At 63.1% G+C, this 26,090-nt stretch carries 27 protein-coding genes; 15 read left to right on the top strand and 12 right to left on the bottom strand.

Annotation, left to right across the window (positions count from 1 at the left end; all coding sequences use genetic code 11):
* Nucleotides 1-2,136, bottom strand: coding sequence for a molybdopterin-dependent oxidoreductase (locus ASE71_RS17005; RefSeq protein ID WP_060522235.1), 2,136 nt, complete (start codon nt 2,134-2,136; stop codon nt 1-3).
* 69 nt (nt 2,137-2,205) lie between these two features.
* On the opposite strand from ASE71_RS17005, the gene ASE71_RS17000 reads away from it, so the two are divergent.
* From ASE71_RS17000 to ASE71_RS16985, 4 genes are all read left to right on the top strand, one after another.
* Nucleotides 2,206-3,075 carry a 23S rRNA (adenine(2030)-N(6))-methyltransferase RlmJ gene (locus tag ASE71_RS17000; protein ID WP_060522143.1) on the top strand — a complete coding sequence of 290 codons (870 nt, stop codon included), beginning with the start codon at nt 2,206-2,208 and terminating at the stop codon, nt 3,073-3,075.
* Nucleotides 3,076-3,126: 51 nt separating this feature from the next.
* Nucleotides 3,127-3,567 (top strand): hypothetical protein, encoded by a 441-nt coding sequence (locus ASE71_RS16995; RefSeq protein ID WP_060522142.1) that lies wholly within the window; start codon nt 3,127-3,129, stop codon nt 3,565-3,567.
* Nucleotides 3,568-3,569: 2 nt separating this feature from the next.
* Nucleotides 3,570-4,286, top strand: coding sequence for a ribonuclease T2 family protein (locus ASE71_RS16990; protein ID WP_060522141.1), 717 nt, complete (start codon nt 3,570-3,572; stop codon nt 4,284-4,286).
* Nucleotides 4,287-4,347: 61 nt separating this feature from the next.
* A complete protein-coding gene (locus ASE71_RS16985; RefSeq protein WP_034803852.1) occupies nt 4,348-4,938 on the top strand; it encodes a glutathione S-transferase in 591 nt (196 codons plus the stop codon).
* 60 nt (nt 4,939-4,998) lie between these two features.
* Here ASE71_RS16985 and ASE71_RS16980 read toward each other — a convergent pair whose 3' ends face one another.
* Complete coding sequence (locus ASE71_RS16980; protein WP_060522140.1) at nt 4,999-5,637, bottom strand: outer membrane protein; 639 nt, start codon at nt 5,635-5,637, stop codon at nt 4,999-5,001.
* 368 nt (nt 5,638-6,005) lie between these two features.
* Here ASE71_RS16980 and ASE71_RS16975 point away from each other — a divergent pair, with 368 nt between their 5' ends.
* From ASE71_RS16975 to ASE71_RS16955, 5 genes are all read left to right on the top strand, one after another.
* Nucleotides 6,006-6,770, top strand: coding sequence for an SDR family oxidoreductase (locus tag ASE71_RS16975; protein WP_060522139.1), 765 nt, complete (start codon nt 6,006-6,008; stop codon nt 6,768-6,770).
* Complete coding sequence (uvrC, locus tag ASE71_RS16970; protein ID WP_060522138.1) at nt 6,767-8,791, top strand: excinuclease ABC subunit UvrC; 2,025 nt, start codon at nt 6,767-6,769, stop codon at nt 8,789-8,791. The genes ASE71_RS16975 and uvrC overlap by 4 nt, the downstream gene beginning before the upstream one ends.
* 129 nt (nt 8,792-8,920) lie before the next feature.
* Nucleotides 8,921-9,508 (top strand): CDP-diacylglycerol--glycerol-3-phosphate 3-phosphatidyltransferase, encoded by a 588-nt coding sequence (gene pgsA, locus ASE71_RS16965; RefSeq protein ID WP_034803862.1) that lies wholly within the window; start codon nt 8,921-8,923, stop codon nt 9,506-9,508.
* Nucleotides 9,505-9,765 carry a molybdopterin converting factor subunit 1 gene (moaD, locus tag ASE71_RS16960; protein ID WP_060522137.1) on the top strand — a complete coding sequence of 87 codons (261 nt, stop codon included), beginning with the start codon at nt 9,505-9,507 and terminating at the stop codon, nt 9,763-9,765. The genes pgsA and moaD overlap by 4 nt, the downstream gene beginning before the upstream one ends.
* A 4-nt stretch (nt 9,766-9,769) precedes the next feature.
* Nucleotides 9,770-10,234 (top strand): molybdenum cofactor biosynthesis protein MoaE, encoded by a 465-nt coding sequence (locus tag ASE71_RS16955; RefSeq protein ID WP_034804281.1) that lies wholly within the window; start codon nt 9,770-9,772, stop codon nt 10,232-10,234.
* 17 nt (nt 10,235-10,251) lie between these two features.
* Here the strand turns inward: ASE71_RS16955 and ASE71_RS16950 are convergent, their stop codons facing one another.
* The gene (locus tag ASE71_RS16950; protein WP_060522136.1) at nt 10,252-11,148 is read right to left on the bottom strand and encodes a branched-chain amino acid ABC transporter permease; all 897 of its coding nucleotides are present in this window, start codon (nt 11,146-11,148) and stop codon (nt 10,252-10,254) included.
* Nucleotides 11,149-11,215: 67 nt separating this feature from the next.
* Between ASE71_RS16950 and ASE71_RS16945 the strand changes: the two genes are divergently transcribed.
* A complete protein-coding gene (locus ASE71_RS16945; RefSeq protein ID WP_034803871.1) occupies nt 11,216-11,776 on the top strand; it encodes a CGNR zinc finger domain-containing protein in 561 nt (186 codons plus the stop codon).
* Nucleotides 11,773-12,282, top strand: coding sequence for a hypothetical protein (locus ASE71_RS16940; RefSeq protein WP_060522135.1), 510 nt, complete (start codon nt 11,773-11,775; stop codon nt 12,280-12,282). Before ASE71_RS16945 ends, ASE71_RS16940 begins: the two co-directional genes overlap by 4 nt.
* Nucleotides 12,283-12,373: 91 nt before the next feature.
* Here the strand turns inward: ASE71_RS16940 and ndk are convergent, their stop codons facing one another.
* Nucleotides 12,374-12,796: a nucleoside-diphosphate kinase gene (gene ndk / locus ASE71_RS16935; protein ID WP_034803877.1), complete on the bottom strand. Its 423-nt coding sequence runs from the start codon at nt 12,794-12,796 to the stop codon at nt 12,374-12,376.
* A 102-nt stretch (nt 12,797-12,898) separates the two neighbouring features.
* Nucleotides 12,899-13,588, bottom strand: coding sequence for a glutathione S-transferase family protein (locus ASE71_RS16930; protein ID WP_060522134.1), 690 nt, complete (start codon nt 13,586-13,588; stop codon nt 12,899-12,901).
* 148 nt (nt 13,589-13,736) lie between these two features.
* On the opposite strand from ASE71_RS16930, the gene ASE71_RS16925 reads away from it, so the two are divergent.
* Complete coding sequence (locus ASE71_RS16925) at nt 13,737-14,246, top strand: DinB family protein (protein ID WP_060522133.1); 510 nt, start codon at nt 13,737-13,739, stop codon at nt 14,244-14,246.
* Here ASE71_RS16925 and ASE71_RS16920 read toward each other — a convergent pair.
* On the bottom strand, nt 14,232-16,832 hold the full coding sequence (locus ASE71_RS16920) for an AMP-binding protein (RefSeq protein ID WP_060522132.1): 2,601 nt from the start codon (nt 16,830-16,832) through the stop codon (nt 14,232-14,234). The two genes, ASE71_RS16925 and ASE71_RS16920, sit on opposite strands and share 15 nt — an antisense overlap.
* Nucleotides 16,833-17,110: 278 nt before the next feature.
* Here ASE71_RS16920 and ASE71_RS16915 point away from each other — a divergent pair, with 278 nt between their 5' ends.
* Nucleotides 17,111-18,184 carry a GGDEF domain-containing protein gene (locus tag ASE71_RS16915; protein ID WP_060522131.1) on the top strand — a complete coding sequence of 358 codons (1,074 nt, stop codon included), beginning with the start codon at nt 17,111-17,113 and terminating at the stop codon, nt 18,182-18,184.
* 10 nt (nt 18,185-18,194) lie between these two features.
* Here the strand turns inward: ASE71_RS16915 and ASE71_RS16910 are convergent, their stop codons facing one another.
* From ASE71_RS16910 to ASE71_RS16900, 3 genes are all read right to left on the bottom strand, one after another.
* Nucleotides 18,195-18,647: a MarR family winged helix-turn-helix transcriptional regulator gene (locus tag ASE71_RS16910; RefSeq protein WP_060522130.1), complete on the bottom strand. Its 453-nt coding sequence runs from the start codon at nt 18,645-18,647 to the stop codon at nt 18,195-18,197.
* Between the two features lie 90 nt (nt 18,648-18,737).
* Nucleotides 18,738-19,013, bottom strand: a complete 276-nt coding sequence (locus ASE71_RS16905) for a hypothetical protein (protein ID WP_060522129.1) — start codon at nt 19,011-19,013, stop codon at nt 18,738-18,740.
* Between the two features lie 144 nt (nt 19,014-19,157).
* Nucleotides 19,158-19,445: a hypothetical protein gene (locus tag ASE71_RS16900; protein WP_034803904.1), complete on the bottom strand. Its 288-nt coding sequence runs from the start codon at nt 19,443-19,445 to the stop codon at nt 19,158-19,160.
* A 312-nt stretch (nt 19,446-19,757) separates the two neighbouring features.
* On the opposite strand from ASE71_RS16900, the gene ASE71_RS16895 reads away from it, so the two are divergent.
* Entirely contained in the window at nt 19,758-21,647 is a 1,890-nt protein-coding gene (locus ASE71_RS16895; protein WP_034803907.1) for an ABC-F family ATP-binding cassette domain-containing protein, read from the top strand.
* A 32-nt stretch (nt 21,648-21,679) separates the two neighbouring features.
* On the opposite strand, the gene ASE71_RS16890 is transcribed toward ASE71_RS16895, so the two are convergent.
* On the bottom strand, nt 21,680-22,522 hold the full coding sequence (locus tag ASE71_RS16890; RefSeq protein ID WP_060522128.1) for a GNAT family N-acetyltransferase: 843 nt from the start codon (nt 22,520-22,522) through the stop codon (nt 21,680-21,682).
* A 226-nt stretch (nt 22,523-22,748) separates the two neighbouring features.
* Between ASE71_RS16890 and ASE71_RS16885 the strand changes: the two genes are divergently transcribed.
* Nucleotides 22,749-23,675 carry a Gfo/Idh/MocA family protein gene (locus ASE71_RS16885; protein WP_060522127.1) on the top strand — a complete coding sequence of 309 codons (927 nt, stop codon included), beginning with the start codon at nt 22,749-22,751 and terminating at the stop codon, nt 23,673-23,675.
* A 73-nt stretch (nt 23,676-23,748) separates the two neighbouring features.
* Here ASE71_RS16885 and ASE71_RS16880 read toward each other — a convergent pair whose 3' ends face one another.
* Both ASE71_RS16880 and ASE71_RS16875 read right to left on the bottom strand, forming a co-directional pair.
* Entirely contained in the window at nt 23,749-24,198 is a 450-nt protein-coding gene (locus ASE71_RS16880) for a DNA polymerase III subunit chi (protein ID WP_060522126.1), read from the bottom strand.
* Nucleotides 24,199-24,239: 41 nt separating this feature from the next.
* Nucleotides 24,240-25,733, bottom strand: a complete 1,494-nt coding sequence (locus tag ASE71_RS16875; protein ID WP_060522234.1) for a leucyl aminopeptidase — start codon at nt 25,731-25,733, stop codon at nt 24,240-24,242.
* Nucleotides 25,734-26,090 lie beyond the last annotated feature (357 nt).

Below are 26,090 nucleotides of genomic sequence, written 5' to 3'. Positions count from 1 at the left end.
TTAGCGCGCCAACCTTACCCAGACCCTGTTGTCGTGAAAGGCGGCACCACCATAGGGCGCCACCGCATCGGCGCCGGTGAGCACGTTGATGCCCTCCCCGTCGAGATGCGCGCCATTCGGCCACAGGCCCTCGGCGATGACCACGCCGCGACGGGCGCCGCCACCGATCTTCGCATGCAGACGCACCTCGCCGCGGACGTTGCCGAGTTGGACGACATCGCCATCGGCAATGCCGAGTTCTGCGGCATCTTCCGCATGAACCATCACTTCCGGGCGCACTTCCTTCTGGATCGAGGACGGTGTCTCGGCAAAGGTCGAATTCAGGAAGGATCGAGCCGGAGAGGTCGCCAGCCGGAACGGGTGCTCGGCGTCGGCGACCTCGATGAGGTCGACATGGTCAGGAAACTCCGGCAGCGCCTGGTGCGGCCCCTGAATGCCCATCGACTTCGGCGGCCGGTTCGGCGCCGGCGTCCCCGTCCAATCCGCCTTGAAGCGGAACTTGCCGTCCGGGTGGCCAAAGCCGTTGAGATAGTGCGCCTCCTCGAAGGCGGGCTGACAGTCGAGCCACTTCTGGCCCTTCATCTCCTCGTAGCCGATGCCGTAGTTGGCGAGCAGCCGATCAATGTGCTCACGCTCGGTCAGGCCGAAGCCGGCATGATCGGCAACGCCAAGGCGCTTGGCCAGTTCCTCGATGACGAACAGATTGGTGCGCACGGTCGAGGGTGGTTCTACCACCTTAGGACCGATCAGGATGTGCTGATGGCCGCCGCCGCGATAGAGATCGTCATGCTCCAGGAACATGGTGGCCGGAAGCACGATATCGGCAACAGCAGCCGTATCGGTCATGAACTGCTCGTGCACGGCAACAAAGAGGTCGTCGCGCAGGAAGCCGCGCTTCACCAGCCGCTGCTCCGGCGCGACGTTCACGGGATTGGTGTTCTGGATCAGCATCGCCGTCACCGGCCCGCGGTGGCGCAGCGCCTCGGCGTCGCCGGTCAGCACCCGGCCGATCTGCGACTGGTCGAGCATGCGCACATCCGGATCGTGAAAGGCCGAGCCGATCAACTCGCGCTTGTCGAGCTTGAAGATATCGTTGTTGGAGTGGAAGGCACCGCCGCCTTCGTGTTTCCAGGAGCCGAGCACGGTCGCCACGGATGCCGCCGCATGTATGGCGACGGCACCGTTACGCTGGCGCGTGAAACCGTAGCCGAGCCGGAAATAGGTCCGCGGCGTCGTGCCGACCAGTTTTGCAAAGGCCTCGATTTCCTCGGCCGAAAGGCCGGTGATCGCCGACGCCCACTCCGGCCCGCGCGACTTTAGATGCGCTTCAAGGCCGGCCGGATCGTCGGCGAATTTCGCCAAGTAGGCCCGGTCGGCGTAGCCGTCGCGAAACGCGATGTGCATCACGGCGCAGGCAAGTGCTGCGTCGGTGCCCGGCTTCAGCACCAGGCCCATGTCCGCTTGCTTGACCGTCGGATTGTCGTAGATGTCGATGACAACGATCTTCGCGCCGCGATCCTTGCGGGCTTTCACCGCATGGGTCATCACGTTGACCTGGGTCGCAACCGCATTCGTGCCCCAGATCACCACGCAATCGGCCTTGGCCATTTCGCGCGGGTCGGGGCCGCGCAAGGCGCCGGTCGCCATGCTCAAGCCGGTCCAGGCCATGTTGGTGCAGATCGAGCCGAAGAAGCCGGAATAGCGCTTGGCGTGACGCAGCCGGTCGATCGAGTCGCGCTGCACCTGGCCCATGGTGCCCGCGTAGAAGTATGGCCACACGGTCTCGGCGCCATATTTCTGCTCGGCGCGAATGAACTGATCGGCGATCTCGTCGAGCGCGGCCTCCCAGCTCACTTCCTGCCAGCCGCCCTCGCCCTTGGCGCCCTTGCGGCGCTTCGGCACCATCAGACGGTCGGGATGATAGATACGCTCGGAATACCGCGCCACCTTGGCGCAGATCACGCCGGCGGTGTAGGTATTGGCGGCTGCACCGCGCACACGGCCGATCCGCCCTTCGGCGGTCAGGTCGACTTCCAGGGCGCAGGCCGAGGGACAGTCGTGCGGACAGACCGAGTGGCCGATGGTTTTTTCTGCTTTGATGGGGGTCGCAACGTTCATGGCTTTTGTATATGGCATCGGCATTTCGGCTCAAAGAGCCAATCGCCCACCCATCGCAACTATTGATCACAGCCATCGGCGGCGCTCATGAACTATCGGCACATCTATCACGCAGGCAATTTTGCCGACGTCCTGAAGCACGCAGTGCTGGCGCGGCTCGTCACCTATCTCCAGCAGAAGGAGAAAGCGTTCCGCGTTCTCGATACCCATGCGGGCATCGGGCTCTACGACCTCTCCAGCGAGGAAGCGCAGAAGACCGGCGAATGGCGCGACGGCGTCGGCCGGCTGCTCGAGGGCGAACTGCCACCGGAGATCGCGGTGATCCTCGCCCCCTACCTGTCCTCCATCCGCGCGCTGAACCCCGGCTCCGAGCTCACGCTCTACCCCGGCTCGCCGAAGCTCGCGCGCATGCTCTTCCGTCCCCAGGACCGGCTCTCAGCAATGGAGCTGCATCCGGACGACTACGAAACGCTGCACCGGCTGTTCGACGCCGATTTCCAGAGCCGCGTCACCGAGCTCGACGGCTGGCTGGCGCTGGGCGCGCACCTGCCGCCGAAGGAAAAGCGCGGATTGATTCTCGTCGACCCACCCTTCGAAAAGGAGGGCGAATACGAACGGCTGGTGGATGGCCTTGCGCGCGGCTACCGCCGCTTTACCGGCGGCGTCTATTGCCTGTGGTATCCCCTGAAGCAGGGGGCGCCGATCAAAGCGTTTCATGAGGCGCTGAAGGCGCTGGACATCCCGAAGATGCTCTGCGCCGAACTGTCCGTCAGAAGCGACCGGGAAACCACAGGGCTTTCCGGTTCCGGCCTCATCATCGTAAACCCGCCCTTCACGCTGAAGAGCGAGCTCGACCTGCTGCTGCCGTTCCTGAAAACCCGGTTGGGGCAGGATCGTTTCGCGTCCAGTCGCTGCTTCTGGCTGCGCGGGGAAGAACAGACAACCCGAGGGGCTTGACGGACGGGCGCGACGCACCGCAATCTCATGCGACGACATAGGGAGACGCCCATGACTCGCACGCTCGCCGCCACGCTTCTCATTTCGCTTTCCCTCGCCGGCGCTACGGCGCCGGGCGCCATTGCCGCCGACTACATCGGCAGCAGCCAGGCGCAATCCTACAACGCCGGGGTCTGCAGTGAATCCTCGGTTCTCGGCTTCATCACATCCCGTTTCGAGTATCGGGATGCAAATTACCTGCACACCAATCTCTCGATCGCCGAGATCCGCGACATGGGGCAGAATCGGCAGGAGTTCCGCGACGAGACGCATCTCGTCGAGCGTGAATATTGCTACGGAACCGCTGTGATGACCAACGGCGAACAGCGTGCGCTCTATTACCTCATCGAACGCCCGTGGGGCTTTGCCGGCGTCGGCAGAAGCATCGAGTTCTGCGTCGGCGGCCTCGATCCCTGGTATGTCTACGGCGCCTATTGCGCTTCGCTCCGTTAATCATGAGATCATTCCGGAAAACGCGCCGGCTTCTGCCGGCGCTTTTCGTTGCAGCAGCCCTCATTGGCTGCAGCGATCAGAACACTGAAAAGGCGCCGACGGCGACGGGAACGCAAGCCACGAAGGCGGCCGTTACGGTGCCGGTCGGCAGCGGCTTCGATTTCTATGTGCTCTCGCTTTCCTGGTCGCCGACCTGGTGCGGCGACAATGACCCCAAGGGAAAATCCAGCCAGTGCGAAGTCGGCGGCAATCGCGGCCTGATCGTGCATGGCCTGTGGCCGCAGAACGAACGGGGTTATCCGGACTTCTGCCCGACACGCCAGTCCGATCGCGTGCCGTCGTCGCTCGGCAAGCAATATCTCGACCTCATTCCATCGATGGGCCTGATCGGCCACCAATGGCGCAAGCACGGGACCTGCTCCGGCCTCAGTCAGGAGGAATACTTCGCCGTCACGCGCGCGGCGTGGGACCGGCTGACGCTGCCATCGGAGCTCGCACCTCCCCCGCAAGAAAAGGGCCTGCGCGTCGCCGCCATCGAAGACGCACTCGTTGCCAAGAATCCCGGCATGACGAAGGACGCGGTCGCCGTGACCTGCGAGGGTAGTCGGCTCGAGGAAATCCGGATCTGCTTCGACAAGTCGCTCAATTTCCGCGCCTGTCCGGCGGTCGATCGCCAGGCCTGCCGAAAGGAAAGCGTGTCGCTGCCCCCGGCGCTTTGACCAGCCGCAGAAGGCGCCTGTCAGAAACCCATCTCGCAATCTCTGGAAGGAAAGACGCCCGATGAAGATCTTGTACTCGCCCGCCTCGCCCTATTCGAACAAGGTGCGCATGGCGGCGCATTATGCGGGCTATGCGGCCGAAAGTGTCTTGACCGACACCAATGCCAACCCGCCGGAGCTGATCGACAACAATCCGCTCGGCAAGATCCCGACGCTGATTCTCGACGACGGACGGGCTCTCTACGACAGCCGTACGATCATGCATTTCATCGACCGGGAGACCAAGGGCAAGCTCTACCCCAGGAACGCCGAAAAGCGCACCGACGTCGAGTTGCTGGAAGCGCTATGCGACGGGGTCTGTGACAGCCTGCTGTCGATCGTCTACGAGAAACGCTCCCATCCGCCGGAAAAGGTGCACCAGCCCTGGATCGACCGGCAATGGGAAAAGGTCGAGCGCAGCCTCGACCATCTGAATGCCAACCTGCCGAAGACCGGGGCCAAGCTCAATGCAGGCCATTTCGCACTCGCGGCGATGCTGCGCTACATCGAGCTGCGGTTTGCCGGCGAATGGCAGAAGGGGCGTGCCAAGTTGAAGAACTGGCCGGCGAAGTTCGAAAAACACTTCCCGGATTACCCCAAGTTCAAGGCCTAACGTGCAGACACAAAAAAGGCCGGGTCTCCCCGGCCTTTTCTTTGATCCGGCAGAAGCCGATCAGAACTTCACGCCCATACCGACTTTAACAGCGTGCTCGTCGTAGCCGGACGAGACCTTGGTGCTGCCCATGCGGAAGTCCTTCGAACCGTAGTCCGTGTAACGGTATTCGACGCGTGCGGTGATGTTGTCGGTGACGAAGGTTTCAGCACCGACGCCTGCGGTCCAGCCGACCATGGTGTTCTTGTCGGAAGCGCCGCCGACGGTGCCCTTGGTCTGGCCGACGGCAAGACCTGCGGTACCGTAGACGAGGACCGGGTTCAGATCGACACCGACGCGGCCGCGGAGCGAGCCGTTGACGCCCTGCTTCATGCGCAGGTTGCCCTTGGTCGAATCCTGGCCGGAGTAACCGATATCGGCTTCGCCGCCGTATACCATCTGGCCGTCCTGAACGTTGTAGCCACCATAGAGGCCGCCGCCGAAGCCGGCTGCGGTGTTGCTGCCGGTCGCATCGTGCTGGCCATGCTTCCAATCGGCGGTACCGCCGACATAGGCGCCCGACCAGTTCTTGACTGCCGGCTCGCTGTATTCGGCCTGCGGAGCTGCCGGAACTTCGTCGATCGCGTCTGCAGCCTGGGCGGCCTGGAAGGCGATGAGGGACACAGCCGAAGCCATGAGGGTGGTGGTGAGCGTACGCATAAACATTCTCCTTTTCGTCCCGATGCGCCGAGGGCTTGGGGTCCCACAGTGAAACATCAGGCAACTCTTAATTTAACCCGCCCGGTTGAGCTGAAATTGGCCAGCAAATGCGGATTCACAAGAGCCAAAATGTGAAATTTTGGTGGCACAAACGCGCCCGAAGTTTGATGTTGCTTTGGCGCCACAGGAGATTTGTTAACCATAAATCAAGATTAACGAAAGCTATACTATAAGTACGCAAAATAATACAATTTACGCCAATTCCATTAATTTTTGGGCAAGGAATCGTCAGGGAGTGTTTCAGCCCCGCGTTTCTTCCCTATATCTTCGTCCGCTGACGCGAAGATTCGAAAAAGCGGGATGAAACGTTGAAGAAAGCACTGAAGGCGGCTCTCGTAACCGGGGGCGCCAAGAGGATCGGTAAAGCTATAGTGGAGGACCTGGCCGCCCACGGCTTTGCGGTCGCCATTCATGCCGATGCCTCGTTTGACGAAGCGCGGGCCCTGGCCGAAACCCTGAAGAAGACCGGAACGAATGCCGTCGCGATTCGAGCCGACCTTACGGATACGGGCGCGACATCGACACTGATCGAGCGCGCGACAGCAGCACTTGGGCCGATCGATCTGCTCGTCAACAATGCGTCGCTGTTCAAGAAGGATAGCCTCGATGCCTTCGACGAAGGGGTCTGGGACCAGCATTTCGCGCTGCATGTGAAAGCCCCTTCCCTGTTGGCGCGCGATTTCGCCGCGCAACTGCCGGCCAACGCCAGCGGGCTCATCATCAATGTCATCGACCAGCGCGTCTGGGCTCCCAATCCGCGCTTTTATTCCTATATGTTGTCCAAGTCGGCGCTTTGGACGGCCACCCGGACGATGGCGCAGGCACTCGCCCCGCGCATCCGCGTCAACGGCATCGGCCCCGGGCCGACGCTGCCGAACGAACGGCAGGACCCGAAGGATTTTGAGGCGCAGGTCGATGCGCTGATCTTGAAGCGCGGGCCGACGCTCGACGAATTCGGACGGACGATCCGCTTCCTGTTCGACACGCCGTCGATTACCGGACAGATGATCGCACTGGATGGGGGCCAGCACCTCGCCTGGGAAACGCCCGACATCAGGGAGATAGTGGAATGAATGGACGCGTGCCGGCCGACGGCGGCATCCTTTATGACGGCAACGAAGCGGAAGACGACGACGACCTGATCGAAGTGTCTGACGTGAGCGGCCTTGCGCCCGTCGTCGAGTGGCACGAGAATCACTCGGAGACCGAGGGACTGAAGGGCGCGGAGCTGATCCAGGCCTTCGTCAAGCTGCTGCCGAATGGCCCCGGCGTCTATCGCATGTTCAACGAGGCCGGAGACGTTCTCTATGTCGGCAAGGCGCGCAGCCTGAAGAAGCGCGTCAGCAATTATGCCCAGGGGCGCGGTCATTCCAACCGCATCGCCCGCATGGTGCGCGAGACCGCGAACATGGAGTTCGTGACGACGCGCACCGAGATCGAGGCGCTGCTGCTCGAAGCGAACCTGATCAAGCGCCTGAGGCCCCGCTTCAACGTGCTTTTGCGCGACGACAAGTCGTTTCCCTATATCCTGGTGACCGGCGACAGCCGTGCACCGGCACTCTACAAGCATCGCGGCGCACGCAGCCGCAAGGGCGACTTCTTCGGTCCCTTCGCGTCCGCCGGCGCGGTCGGCCGCACGATCAATTCGTTGCAGCGCGCCTTTTTGCTTCGGACCTGCACCGACAGCGTCTTCGAAACGCGCACGCGCCCCTGCCTGCTCTACCAGATCAAGCGCTGTTCGGCGCCCTGCACCGGCGAAATCAGCGATCAGGGCTATGCGGAACTCGTTCAGGAGGCCAAGGACTTCCTCTCGGGCAAGAGCCAAGCGGTGAAGGCGACGATCGCTGCCGCCATGGGCGAGGCAGCCGAGAACCTCGACTTCGAAAGGGCAGCGCTTTACCGCGACCGCCTCGCCGCACTCAGCCACGTCCAGAGCCACCAGGGCATCAACCCCTCTGGCGTCGAGGAAGCCGACGTCTTTGCGATCCACCACGAGGGTGGCATTTCCTGCATCCAGGTGTTCTTCTTCCGCACCGGGCAGAACTGGGGCAACCGTGCCTATTTCCCGAAGGCCGACCCGTCGCTGCCGACGGCCGAGGTGCTCTCGCAATTCCTCGCACAGTTCTACGACGACAAGCCCTGTCCGCGGCAGATCCTGCTTTGCGAAGCGGTGGAAGAGCAGGAACTGCTCGGCCAGGCGCTCAGCGAAAAATCCGGATACAAGGTCGCGATCCAGGTGCCGCAGCGCGGCGAAAAGAAGGATCTCGTCGATCACGCGCTCGCCAATGCGCGCGAGGCGCACGGCCGCAAGCTGGCGGAAACAGCCTCCCAGTCACGCCTGCTCGAAGGCTTCTCGGAAACCTTCAAGCTGGAGCGCACGCCGCGCCGCATCGAGATCTACGACAACTCGCACATCATGGGCACCAATGCCGTCGGCGGCATGGTGGTGGCGGGGCCAGAAGGCTTCGTCAAAGGCCAGTACCGCAAGTTCAACATCAAATCGACCGACATCACCCCGGGCGACGACTTCGGTATGATGCGCGAAGTGATGACGCGGCGGTTCTCGCGGCTGCTGAAGGAAGAGGGCAAACCGGACCGGAGCGTGGAGGTCGGTGACGATGCCGCTTTCCCCGCCTGGCCGGACGTCATTCTCATCGACGGCGGCCAGGGACAGATGACCGCAGTGCGCGCCATCCTCAAGGAGCTCGATGTCGAGGACTGCGTGACGGCGATCGGCGTCGCCAAGGGCGTCGATCGCGACGCCGGCCGCGAACGCTTCTTCGCGCTCGGTCGCGACAGCTTCACGCTGCCGCCGCGCGATCCGGTGCTCTATTTCATCCAGCGGCTGCGCGACGAGGCGCACCGTTTCGCGATCGGCTCGCATCGGGCTCGCCGCAAAAAGGAGATGGTCAAGAACCCGCTCGACGAGATCGCCGGCATCGGGCCGACGCGCAAGCGCGCGCTGCTCACGCATTTCGGCACCGCCAAAGCCGTCTCGCGCGCCGGCATCAACGACCTGATGGCCGTCGCCGGGATTTCCGAAACGGTGGCGCGGCTGGTCTACGAACATTTCCACGACGATGCCGGGAAATGAAAACCTGATGTCACAATTCACCCGGCGTTCACATGCGATAGGGCAAATATGACAGTTGACGACGATGACCTGTTGACCTCCGGCCAGCAAAGTCATTTCTGTACCTGACGAACCAGAGAACACGAATCCATGCCCACGCCCGTCGCCTACAGCATCCCGAACCTGCTCACCTATTTCCGCATCCTGATCGTGCCGCTGATCGTCCTTTGCTTCTTCGTCGAAGGACGGCTGCACAGTTCGGACTTCGCGCGCTGGACGGCAGTGGCGCTTTTTGCCGTTGCCTCAATCACTGATTTCTTCGACGGCTATCTCGCACGCATTTGGAAGCAGACATCGAACATCGGCAAGATGCTCGATCCGATCGCCGACAAGCTGCTGGTCGCCTCCATCCTGCTGCTGGTCGCCGCCGACGGCACGATCGCCGGCTGGTCGATCTGGGCTGCGATCATCATTCTGTGCCGTGAAATCCTGGTCTCGGGCCTGCGCGAATATCTGGCGGCGCTGAAGGTCAGCGTTCCCGTTACCCGCATCGCCAAGTGGAAGACGACGATCCAGATGGTCGCCATCGCCTTCCTGCTTGCCGGCCCGGCCGGCGACAAGATTTTGCCCTATACGACGGAAGCCGGTATCGTGCTCCTGTGGATTGCCGCCGCGATCACGCTCTATTCGGGCTACGATTACTTCCGCGCCGGCCTCAAGCACGTGGTCAACGAATGAGCACCGTCAACCTGGTCTATTTCTCATGGGTGCGCGAGCGTATCGGCAAGGGCGAGGAAACCCTCGACCTTCCCGCCGGTGTCATCACCATTGCCGATCTGCTTCAGCACCTGAAGACGCTCGGCGAGGAATACGAGGCGGCGCTCGAACATGAAAACGTCATCCGCGCGGCCATCAACCAGGAACATGTCGACCACAAGGAGCCGATCGCCGGCGCCCGGGAGATCGCCCTGTTTCCGCCGATGACGGGTGGCTGAGGCCATGCGCGCGCCGGTGACCGTGCGCGTCCAGCGCGAGGATTTCGACCTCAATAGCGAGGTCGCCAAGCTTTCGGCCGGGCGTGCCGACATCGGCGCCATCACCACCTTTTCCGGGCTTTGCCGCGACGAGGCAGGCACGCTTGCCGCCCTCGAACTGGAACACTACCCCGGCATGGCCGAGGCGGAGATCGAACGCATCTGCCAGGAGGCGGTCGAGCGCTTCTCGCTCCAGGCGGCCACCGCCATCCACCGCTACGGCAAGATCCTTCCCGGCGAGAACATCGTGCTTGTCGTTGCCGCCTCGCGGCACCGGCAGGCCGCCTTCGACGGCGCCAACTTCATCATGGATTTCCTGAAGACATCGGCTCCCTTCTGGAAGAAGGAACATTTGGGCGACGGCACGACCGGCGGCTGGGTCAGCGCCAAGGATGCTGACGACACCGCACGGGACCGCTGGTCGAAGTAGCCGCCCGTTCCTTGAGGTCAGGGAATGACCTTCTCCTTGCGCGTCACCATCAGCACGATCACCAGAAATCCGAAAATCGCAAAGTCGCGCCAGAGGATCGGCCCATAGGCGTTCCATAGTGTTTCGAGCAGGCCGACCGCGGCAGCGCCGAGGGCTGCATAGAGCGGCGAGGCCTGGCCGCCGATCGCGGCGATGAACAGTACCTTGACGCCGAAAGTAAGCCCCGTGCCGAAATCCATGTTGCCGTAGTAGGACGCGGCGAGGATGCCGCAAAGGGCAGCAATCAGGGACGCCGCGCCATAGGCGACGATGTAGACAGTGGCCGCGTCGACCCCGCAAAGCGCTGCAGCCCCCCGGTCTTCGGAGACGGCCCGCCAGAACCGCCCTGCCCGCGAATGGGTCAGGAACCAGTGCCCGGCCGCCACCAACGCCGCCATCAGCGCGGTATTGCCGAGTTGGATGACGGTCAACGTGACCGGGAAACGCGGATCATCCCAGAAGACGATGTTGGCATTGAGGAACGGCGGCAGCCACAGGCTGCGGGTCTCCGAGGCAAGCCGTGCCGTTTCCATCAGCACCAGCAGGCAGCCGAGCGAGGCGACGACGACGGTGTTGGCCGACGAGAAGGCCAACGGCCGCATGACATACCGCCCGGCGACGAGCCCGGCACCAACACTGAAAGTCAGGGCAGCCGCCGCACCGAGACCAAGGGCGGCCGGAAGCACCAGCCACAGCCGGTCCCAGCCGAAAGCAGCAAACAGCACAAAGATCTGGCCCGAGAAGGCAAAGAGCGCACCATAGGTGAGATCGGCCCGGCGGGTCACGGCAAAGGCGATCGCGTAGCCAAAGGCCAGCGCCGCGTAGAGCGCTGCGACGGGAACGGCGTTGGCGAGCTGCTGCAGAAAATAGAGCATGGCGCATCCGGAGCGTGACAAGATCAATATAACTGGTAAAATCAATTTTGCCAGTTAGGATTTTTGCATGACCTTCACCTGGACAGCCCATCGATTTGCCGGCGGCGCCCTGGCACTGGATGTCGCCAATTCCATCGTCCTGCGTTTCGATCCCGAACGCCGGATCGACCGCTTCGCCGATGTCGTCGCACTCCATTCCTTTGCGGAAGCCGCCAACCGCTACAGCGCGGAGAGTGTACGCTTCGGCGCGCTTGCGCCTGTCGCCGCGGAGAACCGTGACCGGCTCTTGCAGTTGCGCGAAGCGACCGACCGGCATTTTCGCGCAGAGATCTCGGACACGGGCCGGCCGGAACTGTTGGCGGATCTGCTGGAAGCCATCGCCGGCGTCTTGCGCGGCTCGACGCACCAGGGCGGCCTGCTTTCGCTCGACACCGCAACGGCGCAATCGGCGCTCACGCTTGCCGCCAACCCCGAGCCCGATCGGCTGAAGATCTGCCCGAATTGCGGCTGGCTGTTTCTCGACCGCAGCCGCAACCGCAGCCGCACCTGGTGCGACATGGCCGTCTGCGGCAACCGCACCAAAGCCAAGCGCCACTATCACCGCAACAGGGAAGAAGCAGGCCCATGACAAGGACATTCGGGATCTTGGCCACACTCGCCATCGCACTTGCCGCTGCCGCATGTCAGCGCGAGAGCGGCCCGGATCCGCTGAAGCTGACGGGCAAGATGTTCGTCTTCAACTACCGCCTCGCCTATGCGACCTACATGGTCACGCTGACCAAGGCCGAGGCGGTGCCCAACGGCAGCATCGTGGTGGCGCACTTCGAAAATCCGGCCGGCGGCGACGCGCTGACACTGGAGCGCAAGCTCTTTCCGAAGTTGGAGAAGGTGGTGCTGGAAAGCCCCGATGTCACCTGCGTGAAGAAGGATCGCCCCTATACGGTGTCGATCGAGGTCAAAGGCCCCGAAGGCCAGTCACTGCAGAAGCTTGAGACCACCGTCGTCTCCGATGTCGATCAGGACATCATGCCGGCCAAACCGCTGGTCGAGGGCCCGGCCTACGACAAGAACCCGGCGGTCTTCAGCGGCGGCAAGGCACCAGCCCATTTCGAGACCGCGAAGTGCCCCGTCTGAGAGACCGGGCAACAAAAAACCGGAGCGTTTCCGCTCCGGCTCAAATCCTGAGTCAATTCAAGCCACTATGGCTCGAACCGAAGATTTTGAATCAGCCAACGATCTCGGTGCCCGAGAACCAGTAGGCGATTTCTTCAGCAGCGGTTTCCGGAGCATCCGAACCGTGAACCGAGTTTTCGCCGATCGAGAGAGCGTGAACCTTGCGGATCGTGCCTTCGTCAGCGTTTGCCGGGTTGGTGGCGCCCATGACTTCGCGGTTCTTGGCGATTGCGTTTTCGCCTTCGAGAACCTGAACGATGGTCGGGCCGGAGGACATGAACTCGACCAGTTCGCCGAAGAACGGACGCTCCTTGTGAACGGCGTAGAAGCCTTCGGCTTCGCGACGGCTCATCCAGACGCGCTTGGAAGCGACGACGCGCAGGCCGGCATCTTCGAGCATCTTGGTGATGGCGCCGGTCAGGTTGCGCTTGGTCGCGTCCGGCTTGATCATCGAGAAGGTACGTTCAATAGCCATTGGCTCAAATCCCTTGTTTCTTGAGAAGTGGCGGTTCATTAGCCGCCAATTCCGCGCAAAACAAGGGGGTTCACCGATGATTCGGCTTAGGCCAGGCGGGTTTCACGCAGCCGTCACACTGCGCCCGAGCCCGCCATGCAGATCGAGGCAGCGCTCAAACCAGGCGGTGACGGGATCACCCGGCTGAAGCAGGCGCTGCGGCGAGACGATGCGCGCCCATTGAAACGCGCCGAAGACGATGTAGTCGGCGAAAAGCGGCGTTGCACCACCCAGAAAATCCTGAATCTTCAGCAGATGGCGCAAAGGCTCGAGCTTTTCCGAGAAGGTTGCGAGAGAGGATCCGCCACTTTCGGCCACGGCCTCGAGCGACGTGCCGAAGCGCTTTTCCCGGCTCTCGCGGAAATAGGCCTGATCGACGGGATCCAGCCGGTCGTGAATATCCCGGATGATGATGCGGGTGATGGCCGGGTGCAGCGTCGTCTGCGACCAAACCTCGACGAAGCGGGCGATCGCCATCGCCCCCTCGCCGGCAAAGAGCGCCGGACGGTCCGGATAGGTCCGTTCGAGATAAAGGGCGATCTCGAAGCTGTCCTTCACGAGCTTTTCTCCATCCCGCAGCAACGGCACCAGGTTCGTCGCCCCGTCCTCGATCGCTCGGATTTCGGTGAAACCGATCGGCACGGTGTCAAAGTCGAGCCCCTTGTGGGCCAGCGACATCGCGGTCTTCCACACATGCGGCGAGAAGGGACGCGCCCTGTCGGATCCACACAGCGAATAGAGCTTTCTAGTCATGCAAACTCTCCGGGACGATTGGCGTCCTCTTGAACGACATATCCGCCGCGTCATCAAATCAGTAAATTTCATGAATGATATCAGACACAGGAATGCGGTTCCGGGTTAGCGTCGCCATCCGCAACCGCAGCCATCAGGAAGGTAGCCGATGCTCGATCATTTTCGCATGTTCGCCGATTATAACCGCTGGGCGAACCGCCTCGTCTATGCTGCTGCTGCGGAGCTGACCGATGCCGAATTGCGGGAAAACCGCGGCGCCTTTTTCGGCTCACTGCTTTCAACCCTCAATCATATCCTCGTTGCCGACCGCATCTGGATGAAGCGCTTCACAGGCGAGGGCAATACCCCTGCTTCACTCGACACGACCCTGCACGAGGACCTCGCCGGGCTTACCGCCGCGCGGGCGGCCGAGGACGAACGCATCATCGCCTGGATCGACAACCTCAGCGACGAGCGCCTTGGCGCTTTGCTTAGCTACAGAACGCTCACCAATCCGGCGGCCGTCGCGCAGAGGCTGGCGCCGACGCTCGGCCACTTCTTCAACCACCAGACCCACCATCGCGGTCAGGCGCACGCGACGCTCACCGCGCTCGGGCGCCCGTCCCTGATACTGGACCTGGCCCAGTTTCTGAGGACCCAAGGATCACAGTGGGCGTAACGGCGAGCGTAACGCCTCGAAGCCGAACAGCCGCAGTGGCCGGATCTCACGCCCGCGCCATGCGGTAAGCTTCTTCAAGAGCTGACGCTGGCCGAGCCATGCGACGAGGCCGAGCGCCACGCCGCCGACGATCGACAGCAGCGAAAAAGCCGCCGGCGGCAAGGCCGGCTGCATCGGCACCATCAGCAATTCCGGCACGAAGCGGTGCAGGATGTAGATGTGGAAACCCGCCGCCGACAGGGGCAGGATGAGCTGAGCCGACCAGCGCGGCAGACTGACGCGTGGAAGGTAAAGCAGCGCTGCCAGGACGGCGATCTGCAGCAGATATTTGATCTTCGTGCCGATCCAGACTCCTTCGTAGAGGCCGAAGAACAGGAGGGCCCCCGTGCCGGCCAGCATCAACAGCAGCCGCTGCCTGGCCGTTTCCGCAACGGCGGCGCACCAGCCAATGACGGCGAGATAGAAGATCCATGGCAGCGTAAAGATCTGGCGATTGCCGATCGGCCAGACGAGTGGCAGCGCCAGACGGGTAACAAGCGCGGCCAGAAGCAAGGCCATCCCGGCGGCGAAGGGTTTTGCCGACACGAAACGGCGAAACTGCGGGACGGCAAAGAGCCCGACGAAGACCACCATCATCTGGCAATAGGCCTCGATGAACCAGTAGAGATAGGGCACCATGCCGTGCGTTTCCGGCAGGGCCACGCCGAAGTTGCCGACGAGAAAGACCGAGGCCCAGGGCACCTCACCCCAGGCGACCGCATAGGCCGCAACGATCAGATAATAGGGGATCAGCACCTGCGCGAGCGGCCGCAGGATCGCCCAGCCGTCGCCTGCAAGCAGCGGTCCCATCTGAAAGCGCGCAAGGCTGAAGCCGGCGAGAACGACCATTGCCGCCGACCCGCCGGGGATCGGCCACAGGACCTCGTGGTGCAGGACGACCAGAAGAATGGCAAGCGCACGGATCAAGAGGTCCGTGCCGATCCGTCGCGTGGCAGTCTCGCGCCGTTCCTGGAGCGATAGCTCGGCGATCGGCAAGGTCTCCCAGGTATCCGGAACTTGCCCCAGCGCCTTTTCCAGCCCGATCGACAGCTGAACGAAGCGTAAGGAATCGCCACCGAGCGAGACAAAGCTGTCGGACCGCTTCACCCGCTTCGGATAGAAGACCTGGGCAAAGAGCCCTTCGATACCGCCGTTATCATCACCGCCACTGGCCGCCGCCTGGCGGGCCGCCATGTTCAGCGCGTTGTAATCGATCTTGCCGCTGGCAAGCCGCGGCATCTCGGCAAGGGGCGTCGCCTTCAGGTGGGCCAATGTCAGCCCGCTTGCCTGCGCCAAGAGCCGCCTGATCTCTTCGGCATCGCGGCTGCCGGCGTAAAAGGCGTGAAGGCCGGCATCGTCGCCGACGACGGCAGCGGTGATGCCGCGCGCCTCGAGCCCCGCTTCCAGCACATCGTGCGCGATCCTGAACCCGGCGATCTTGGAGATCCGCTTCATGCGGCCGACGATCTGGAACAGGCCGTCGGCATGGCGCATGGCGAGGTCGCCGGTCCGCAATTCGGCAAGGTCGGCGCCGCGGCAGAGGTCATGCCGTGAAATGGCATAGCCCATCATGACGTTCGGGCCGCGATAGACGAGTTCGCCAGCCACGCCGTCGCTTTCGATCGGCACGCCGCTCTCGCTCACGATCAGAAGGCGTCCACCTGGAATGGCGACGCCGATCCTGTCCTCGTTGCCGGAAAGCTGAGCCGGCGGCACATAGGCGATGCGGGCGGTGGCCTCGGTCTGGCCGTACATGGCGAAGAAAGCCACACCCTGGGTGCCGAGATGGTCGTTGTAGAGTCGGATGACATCAGCGCTCAAGCGGCCACCGGCGACAGTCATGAAACGCAGCTTGGCGAAGCGACGGTCGCGGAAGCCCACTTTTTCCAGCAGCTCGTAGGAGTAGGGCACGCCCGAGAGGTTCGTGCTTCCGCTTTCCGCGAGACCATCGAGAAAACCGGCATCGAGGATGGAGCCGCCGGGAATATAGAGGCTGGCGCCGACGGCCAGGTGAGAATTCAGCACCGACAGGCCGTAGGAATAATGGAGCGGCAGGATCAGGCAGCCGCGATCTTCCGCCGTCAGGCCGAGATAGTCCGCGATCGCCACAGCGTTGGCGGAAATGTTTTCCCGCGAGAGACGCACGGCCTTGCCGCAACCGGTGCTGCCCGATGTCGAGAGCATGACGGCCAGTTCGTCATGGGGCGTCCGATCGCCTTGTCGCAGATGCTCCGTGCGCCAGCGGCCATCGATGCGACGGAAGCCGAAGTCTGGCTCGAAGGCATCGACCCAGGAGCCGGCAGCGCCGTTCTTCGGGGCTTGCATGGCGACGGCATGCCCGGCGGCGAGCGCTGCCAGATAGGCGACAATCGCATGCTCGCAAAGCTCGGCCTCGATCGTTACCAGCCCCCGCGGACCGCGAAAGGCAAGTGCCTGGCGGGTGACCCGCTCATGGAGTTCGCGATAGGTGACGATCCGTTGCCCGGAAAAGAGCAGCGCCGGCCGGTCGCCCCATTTCGCCAGATCCGCAATGAACGAGAGGGACATGCTTGACCGTCGCTGTTTGCCCGGGCTCGATGCCCGATTTAGCAGCGCCGAATATAATTGGTGACTAAAGGCGTCAAGTATAAAGATGGCGACAGTTGACGACCGTCCATTCCCCCGCGACATGCGGTTGCGGTGGACGGAGGGCCGATGGAATTTAGCAACCATACCGGGCGGGAATCGCCCAGAGCTCGAAATCTTCAGACTCCCTTAAATGCGGCCTTCTCATAGTGGCGGCTTATCAATCCAGAGATCGAGAAGCGACCGGGGGCCACGACAGAATGAACAGGCAAGTTCCAGCGGATGCCAGCCGATCGCAGGCGAGGCAGGCGGCGATCATTCTGAAGGTGGCGCATGCGATGTCGGCGCACGGGATCGCGGCCCTGCCCCGCAATTACGAGCTTGTCTACGAGGCGCTATCCGGTCGCCTGCCGGAGCTTTCCCGCGAACTCGCCGCACTCGGGCACAACCCGCAGCAGGATGCGCTGGATGCCCTGGGTCTCAGGCATCACCTCATCTCCCATGCAGCACTTGCCGCGGACCGCGCGAGAGCCGCTGGCCAGGAAGCGCTTGTCGAGATTGCCGGAAAGCTCAGGCTCGCCTTGCTGCAGAAACAGAGCTTCAAGGATGAACTGGACCATTTCGCCGGCCGCCTGGCCACGGACCCCGTTGCAGGCATGTCCGAATTCGCCGACGACGCCGCGCGACTGCGGGAAGCGGCTGGCCGTTTGACGAATGAAGAAGGCGCTCTCCAGCAGGCGCTGGAAACCAGCATGAGACATCTCGCCGAACTCGAAGGCGAGCTTGCCGAAAGCCGGCGATCCCTGACCCGCGACCCGGCCACGGGCCTGCCGAACCGCCTGGCGCTGACGGCAAAACTCGACTCGATCCTCGAAGCGGAACGGGCAGACCAGCCGGTTGCCCTGCTTCTTGCCTCGGTCGAAGGGCTGCGCGAAATGGCGGAGCACCACGGCGGCACGGTCGCCGCGAAGGCGCTTTCCAAGCTCTCGACGCTGTTTCGCAAGTCGATCAAGAAGGACGATTTCGTCGCCCGCGTGGGCCAGCAGGAGTTTGCCTTCGTGTGCCGGCATGTCAGCACCGAAAATGCCGAGGCCATTGCCCGGCGTCTGCGGCAGTCGGTGAAGGAACTGACGGTCACCCTCCCCGGACGGGCGCACACGGCCGAGACGCTTTCGCTTGCGGCCGGCATCACCCTTGCGCAACCGGCATCGACGAGCGCCGATCTGCTGACCCAGGCGGAGCAGGCCCTCGCCGGCGCACGCGATGGCGCCGGCATCCTGTGCTATTCGGCGGCCCTCGGCCGCGGCAGGGGCTACGGCCAGAGCGCCGCTTGACGCTTGCAAATCAGGCGGCGTCCGGGTGACGGCTTTCGTCGATTTCCGACGCCCTTTCACGCAGACAGCCGAGCAGCCGGAAGAATTCGGTGCGTTCACAATCGTCGAGCGCTGAGAACAGCTCATCGATCGTGCGATGGCGCGGCTGCAGTGCCGCCTCCAGCGCCAGCCGACCGCGGTCGGTGATCGAGATGATCTTCGCGCGGCGGTCTTCCGGATCCGGTTCGCGCAGGACCATGCCGTCCCGCTCCAGGCCATCGATCGCTTCGGTGACGGTTCTGGCCGCAAAGCCGAGCGCCGAGGCGATATCCGCGCAGCGACAGGGGCCGAGCGTGTTCAGATAAAACAGGAATTTGCTGCGCGCGAGCGAAACGCCTTCCTCCGACATCGATGCGTTCACCAGGCGATGAACGCAGTGGTAGAGCTCGAAGAGCCGCTCTGCGACTTCGACTTTTTCTGTCATGGCAATGTACCTCATTTGGCAACGCCAAAACGAAACAACCCGGCCCCGCGTGGGCGGGACCGGGTTGTTCGGTCAACCGTCTGGCGTGACTTACTGCTTGTTTTGGTCGGCCTCGCCGAAAGCCCTGGCGCCGCCATTGGCGATCGCGCCGGTTGCCGTCTTGTCGACGGATCTGTCTTCGATGCCCGCATAGTAGTCGCCGCGGCTTGCGGTCGCGGACACGCCGGTGCCGGCGGAGGCTTCGGCGCGGCCGGTAAAGAGCGGCGTGGAGCTCACACCCTCGTAGTAGCTTCCGCCTGCGACAGCGGCGGACGCACCGCCGAGCATGGCCGCCGCAACGAGGATTGCGGCAAAGGACTTCTTCATCAATCTGTTCCTTGGTGGAGGTAGAAGGTCGGGGACTAGGCCCGCATAGGCGCTTGGGGTCGCCTCATAGGATCATCACGGTGATCCATCAAATCCCTTGAAATGGGGTGCGGGCCAAAACCCGCGCCCCCTCATTCATCGCCGTTAGCGCGAAATGCCCTGGTAGTATTCGCCTTCGCCGCCGATCACGCTCTTCGGCGCGACGCTGAAGTTTGCGACCGAGCCGGTGTTGGTGCGATCGACATAGCCGGCTTCGGAGCTGCCTATGGTGAAGGACGACTTGCCGGTGACGGCCGGCGTGCGCTCGGTATAGAGCGGCGTCGGGCTGACGCCTTCATAGTAGCTGCCGCCGGCAAAGGCAGCAGAAGCGCCACCGAGGATAGCGGTTGCAACGAGAGCGGCGGAAAGAGCGGTCTGGATTGCGGTTTTCATGGTCTTCACTCCTGGGAGGCTCGTTCGGCTGAACGAGGTTTCATCAAAAATGTCCTTGGCCGGATCGGTCGTCCCTCGGAACGCGGGGCCTCTGCCACTGGCGTTCGGTCGATCGAGGCGGTCAGAAGAGCGTTCCCCGCCCTTCCGTTATTGAGATGGTCCCTCACGATGAGGATGTGTAGTATCGATTGTCGGAACGCCTTGTTCAAAAATCGATAACAATGACCTCTTGAATTCCCGACCCGCCACAGCGGTGGCAACAGCACGCCGACGCCTCTTGCCTTCCCGGCCAAGTCCGGGCAAAAGGCCGCAATGATCCAGATTTCCGGCCTTTCCGCCCGCATCGCGGGACGTCTCCTCATCGAAAACGCATCCGTGACGCTTCCGGCGGGCACGAAGGCGGGGCTCGTGGGCCGAAACGGCGCTGGCAAGTCCACGCTGTTTCGCATCATAACCGGCGAATTCGCGTCGGAAGCCGGCACGATCGCGCTACCCAAAAACGCGCGCATCGGCCAGGTCGCGCAGGAAGCGCCCGGCACAGAAGAACCGCTGATCGAGATCGTGCTCAAGGCGGACAAGGAGCGCACGGCGCTGGTCGCCGAAGCCGAGACCGCGACCGATCCGCACCGGATTGCCGAGATCCAGACGCGGCTTGCCGACATCGGCGCCCATTCGGCCGAAGCGCGTGCTGCAAGCATTCTCGCCGGCCTCGGCTTCGACCATGAAGCACAGCTGCGTCCCGCCTCGTCGTTTTCCGGTGGCTGGCGGATGCGGGTGGCGCTTGCGGGCGTACTCTTTTCCGAGCCGGATTTGCTGCTGCTCGACGAGCCGACCAACTATCTCGACCTTGAAGGCACGCTGTGGCTCGAGGATTACATCCGCCGTTATCCGCACACGGTCATCATCATCAGCCACGACCGGGACCTCTTGAACACCGCGGTCAATGCCATCGTGCATCTCGACCAGAAGAAGCTCACCTTCTATCGTGGGCCCTACGACCAGTTCGAGCGGCAGAAGGCGGAAGCCGACGAGCTGCAGATGAAGGCGAAAGCCAAGAACGACGCAGCGCGAAAGCACCTCCAGAGCTTCATCGACCGCTTCAAGGCCAAGGCCACCAAGGCGCGCCAGGCGCAAAGCCGCGTCAAGGCACTGGAGCGGATGGGCACGATTGCGGCCGTGATCGAAGATCATGTCCAGGGCTTCTCCTTCCCGGATCCGGAGAAGGAAGCGGCTTCGCCGATCATCGCCGTCACCGGAGGTACCGTCGGCTACGAGCCCGGCAAGCCCATCCTCAAGCGCTTGAACCTCCGGATCGACACGGACGACCGGATCGCGCTGCTCGGCTCGAACGGCAACGGCAAGTCCACTTTCGCCAAGTTCATCTCGGGTCGCCTCGCGCCAGAGGCGGGCGAACTGAAGATCGCTCCCAATCTCAAGGTCGGCTTCTTTGCCCAGCATCAACTCGACGACCTGATCCCGACGCAAAGTGCTGTCGAGCACGTGCGCCGGCGCATGCCGGAAGCGCCTGAAGCCAAGGTGCGCTCACGCGTGGCGCAGATGGGGCTTGCGACGGAAAAGATGGAAACGCCCGCCAAGGATCTTTCCGGCGGCGAAAAGGCGCGGTTGCTGATGGGCCTTGCCGCCTTCGACGCGCCGAACCTTCTGATCCTCGACGAGCCGACCAACCACCTCGACATCGACAGCCGCAACGCGCTGATCACCGCGCTCAACGACTATTCCGGCGCCGTGATCCTGATTTCACACGACCGGCACCTGATCGAAGCGACGGCCGACCGGCTGTGGCTGGTGCGCGACGGTACCGTGACGAGCTATGACGGCGACCTCGAAGATTACCGCAGCCTGATCGTCGGTGGCCCCAAGGCGAAGGACGAGAAACCGAGGCCGACCGGCGTCGACGACAGCCTTTCGAAGGCGGACCAGCGCAAGGTCAATGCCGACAAGCGCGCCTCGCTGGCGCCGCTCCGCAAGAAGATCAATGAAATCGAATCCTTGACCGGAAAGCTGGAGAAACTGATTCAGGCACTTGATGTGGAACTTGCCGATCCGGCGCTCTACGAAAAGTCGCCGGCCAAGGCTGCACAAAAGGCCAAGGAACGCTCCGACGCGGCAGCGAAACTCACGCATGCCGAAGAGCAATGGCTCGAACTTTCCGCCGAATATGAAGACGCGATGGCCGGCTGACAGAAGCCGGCCCCGCCGTCGCCTCCCCTCCGTCAGCCCAGCTCGAAAGTGGTAATTCCGTAGATTCGCGCCAGCGGCAGCCCCGGATCCGGCCCACGATACATGCGCGCGGTCTCAAACACGGGCTTGAGATTGTAGCGATCGCAAAGTGCCTTGGCCGAGGCGTTCGGTTCAGGGATGTCGACGTATACTTCGCTGCCGTTGACGCCGGCGGCAAGCTTGCGAAAGACCAGATCGGCGCCGGTCTCGGTGTCGGAAAAGAGCGGCCCGATTTTGAAGCCGTTGCGGCAGGCCCGGATCGTCCCATAGGCCGCCACCGCGCCATCGCGCAGCAGCAAGACGCTGCGCCGCCCGTCGCTCGCCTTCAGCCACTCGCGCAGAAACACCTCGCGACGCGCCGGGACGAAGCGGCGATCATAGTCGATGAGGAGCGGCATATGCACCGGCGCGACCTCCAGCAGATCCGCGCCCGGCGGCTCGACCACGTCGATGATGCCGCCGTAGCGGATGTTCGCGTGGGCGTAAGCGAAGCCGGACCGGCTATAGTTCTCCTGCTGCGCGACCACGCCGTCCAGACCGACGATGCGCCGATCGGCAACCGACATCGCCTGTTGCCACAGCTGCCGGCCGATGCCCCTGCCGCGATGGTCCGGCCGGGTGATGAAGACGCCGAGAAAGCCGAAGCTTTCGTTGTACCGCACCAGCGAGATCGCGGCGACCGGCCCCCCCTCTCCATCCGCCACCCAATAGCCCTCGGGGTCGGCTGCCCAGAAAGGCCCCGCGTCGCCGAGGCCGGGGTTCCACCCCTCTTCCGCGGCCCACTCGATCATGACGTCGAGTTCGGCTCGGCTTGCCCGACGGATCTGCTGCTGCATCGTTCACTCCCTTTCGGGCGCTCAGATCGCCCGATTGTCAGTCCGGTTGACGGGACGGCACCCGCAGTCCGCTGGTAAAGTTAGTGCGGCGGCGTTGAGAGGGAATGACAATCTGTCGATTTCGTCGAGATCGACGTCATGAACCGGCGCTGGAGCGGCGGCTTGCCCCAAGTGCACAATCTGCTACAAGAACCGGCAATAAGTCATACAAATTGAGCGGAACACCATGGCCCCCATCAAAATTGCCCTTGTCGGCATCGGCAAGATCGTTCGTGACCAGCACCTGCCGGCGATCGCCAGGAACAGCGACTACCAGCTGATCGCCGCCGCAAGCCGGCATGGGACGGTCGACGGCATCGACAACTTCAAATCGATCGAGGCGATGCTCGAGGCGGTTCCTGCGATCGAAGCCGTGTCGCTCTGCATGCCGCCGCAGTATCGCTACGAGGCAGCACGCGCAGCACTCGACGCCGGCAAGCATGTGTTCCTGGAAAAGCCCCCCGGCGCGACGCTCAGCGAAGTCGCCGACCTCGAGGCGCTGGCGGCATCGAAGGGGCTGTCGCTGTTTGCGAGCTGGCATTCGCGCTACGCGCCGGCCGTGGAGGCGGCAAGATCTTTCCTGACTTCCACGACGATCGATGATGTCCAAGTCATCTGGAAGGAAGATGTGCGCCACTGGCATCCGAATCAGGAATGGATCTGGGCGGCCGGCGGCCTCGGCGTCTTCGATCCGGGCATCAACGCGCTTTCGATCGTCACCCACATCCTGCCGCGCCCGCTGTTCGTAACCTCGGCCGTGCTGGAATTCCCTGAAAATCGCGACGCGCCGATCGCCGCCAACATCACCTTCACCGACGGGCAAAAGCTGCCGGTCACGGCGGAATTCGACTGGCGCCAAACCGGCAAACAGAGCTGGGACATCGTCGCCCGCACCGCGGCAGGCGAGATGGTGCTGTCAGAAGGCGGCGCCAAGCTCTCCATCGACGGCAAGCTCGTGCACGAGGAGCCGGAGCAGGAATACCCGATGCTCTACCGGCGATTCGCCGAAATCGTCAAAGCCGGCAAGTCCGACGTCGATCTGGCGCCGCTGCGGCATGTTGCCGATGCCTTCATGCTCGGCAAGCGCAAGTTCGTCGAGGCCTTCCACGACTGATCTTGCGGACGGGCCTGAAACAAGAAGCCCGCGGTCTCGGCCGCGGGCTTTTTCGTCGGAACATGTTGTAAAATCAGGCCTTCTTTTCCCAACGGCCGTCGCGGTTCTGCTGCCAGTAGGTGAGGCTGTGCCCCTCGCCCTTCAGCCGCTTCCAATGGCCGCGCGCGCCTTCGAGCTGTTCCTGGTCATAGCCGTCGAACATGAAGACGATGCGCTCATAGGCCGAAACATCAGGCGGGCTCGCGCCATCGATGACGAAACGGACCGTAGCCGCATTGGCGTTGCCGTCGTCGGCGACGAGCAGCACCGGCTGGTCCGCGGCGAAGTCGCCGGCGTCCGTGCCATGCGGCAGGAAGCTCTCGTCGCGGTAGACCCAGAGATGCGTGTCGAGCACATCGCGCCGCTCGGCATCAGTCGTCTGCACGACCACCCGCCAGCCGCGCTCAACACTCTTGTCGAGCAGCGGCGGCAGCGCGTCTTCGAGCTTCGATTCCGTCAGGTGGTAGAACAGGATCTCGGTCATGCCGCTTGTTTGCCGCCTTTCATCACGTCCGGCATTGCCGATCAGGCCTCGTAGCTCGCCCGCACCAGTTCATCGAGCAGGCGAACGCCGAAGCCCGAACCCCAGGACTGGTTGACCTCGTCGGTCGGCGCGCCCATCGCGGTGCCGGCGATGTCGAGATGCGCCCAGGGCGTGTCCTTGACGAAGCGCTTCAGAAACTGCGCCGCGGTCACCGCGCCACCGTGGCGGCCGCCGGTATTCTTCATGTCGGCGAACTTGCTGTCGATCATCTTGTCGTATTCCCGGCCGAGCGGCATGCGCCACAGGGGCTCATGCGTCGCGATGCCGGCGGCGAGAAGCTGCCCGGCCAAGCGGTCGTCGTTGGAGAACAGGCCTGCATGATGCGTAGCCAGTGCAACCATGATCGCGCCCGTCAGCGTCGCAAGATCGATGATCGCCTGCGGCTTGAAGCGGTCGTTGCAGTACCAGAGCGCATCGCAGAGCACGAGGCGACCTTCGGCATCGGTGTTGATCACCTCGATCGTCTGGCCGGACATCGAGGTCACGATGTCGCCCGGGCGCTGGGCACTGCCATCGGGCATGTTTTCCACAAGGCCGATGATGCCGATGGCATTGACCTTGGCTTCGCGGGCAGCCAGCACATGCATGAGGCCGGTGACTGCAGCAGCACCGCCCATGTCGCCCTTCATTTCCTCCATCCCGGCGGCAGGCTTGATCGAGATGCCGCCGCTGTCGAAGACGACACCCTTGCCGACGAAGGCGAGCGGACGGTCTTTGGACTTGCCGCCCTTCCACTGCATGATGACGAGGCGTGGCGGGCGGCTCGAGCCCTGTGCAACGCCGAGCAGCGCGCCCATGCCGAGCTTCTTCATTTCCTTTTCGGTGAGGATCTCCACCTCGACGCCGAGCTTTTCCAGTTCCTTCGCCTTGGCGGCAAACTCGACCGGGCCCAACACGTTTGCCGGTTCGTTCACCAGATCACGGGCGAGAAACACGCCTTCGGCAACGGCCTGCGCCGCCGTGAACGCCTTTTTCGCCGCGATGACCGTTCCGGTGACGATCGTCACCTTGGTCGGCTTGCCGGATGATTTCGCGTCGTCGTCGGCCTTCTTGGTCTTGTAGCTGTCGAAGGCGTAGGCATTCATCTCCATGCCGAGCGCGAAGTCGGCGGCCGCCTTGCCGGTCACGTTGACCTCGGGCGCGTCGATGAAGACCGTCACCTTGTCGGCCGAACCAAGCTTCGCAGCCACAGCTCCGCCCGCCTTCAACCAGTCGTGGTCGGTCAGGGCATCCGCATCTCCAAGGCCGAGCACGACGATTCGATCGGCCGGCGAACCGTGCGGCGCGACGATGTCGAGGGAGGAGAACGCCTTGCCGGTAAACTTCTTGATCTTCGCCGCCCTTGCGACGACGTTCTCGGGGTCGGCGACATCGGCGCCGGCAGCCGCCGACGCGCCCGCGCTCTTCAGCAGAACGGCGACGCCACCGCTCGGCTTATGGGACTTGGCAAAGGTGAACTCAAACTTCATCGACATTGAAAACTCCGGGTATTCCTGATCTGGCGCAACCCTTTGGATCGAATGGATCTTTCCACAGGGGTCGAGCATCAGGCCAAGGGGATCGAGGCCGCACAACGCATCCGGACGACACGGCAGGGCCTATGGCAAGCCGCCTGTTACCGGGCGGTTACAGTGGCAAATATTCGCATCATTCGCCACCGTCAAAGCTGTGGTCGGCACCCTTCTCGCTTTTCAACCGCTTGGCAAGATGCCCGCAGATGTTTACATGCGGTTAACCGAGGTTCTTCGCCTTAAATTATCCCTGTTGCTACACAATTCGGGCGGCACGAGATGAGTTGGCTAAGAACCGGGCTTCGGTTTGCGGACACGGGA

The sequence above is a fragment of the Ensifer sp. Root954 genome (genome assembly GCF_001429005.1).
In the GTDB taxonomy this organism is placed as follows: Bacteria; Pseudomonadota; Alphaproteobacteria; order Rhizobiales; family Rhizobiaceae; genus Ensifer; species Ensifer adhaerens.
This window is presented reverse-complemented; position numbering and strand designations above follow the sequence as displayed.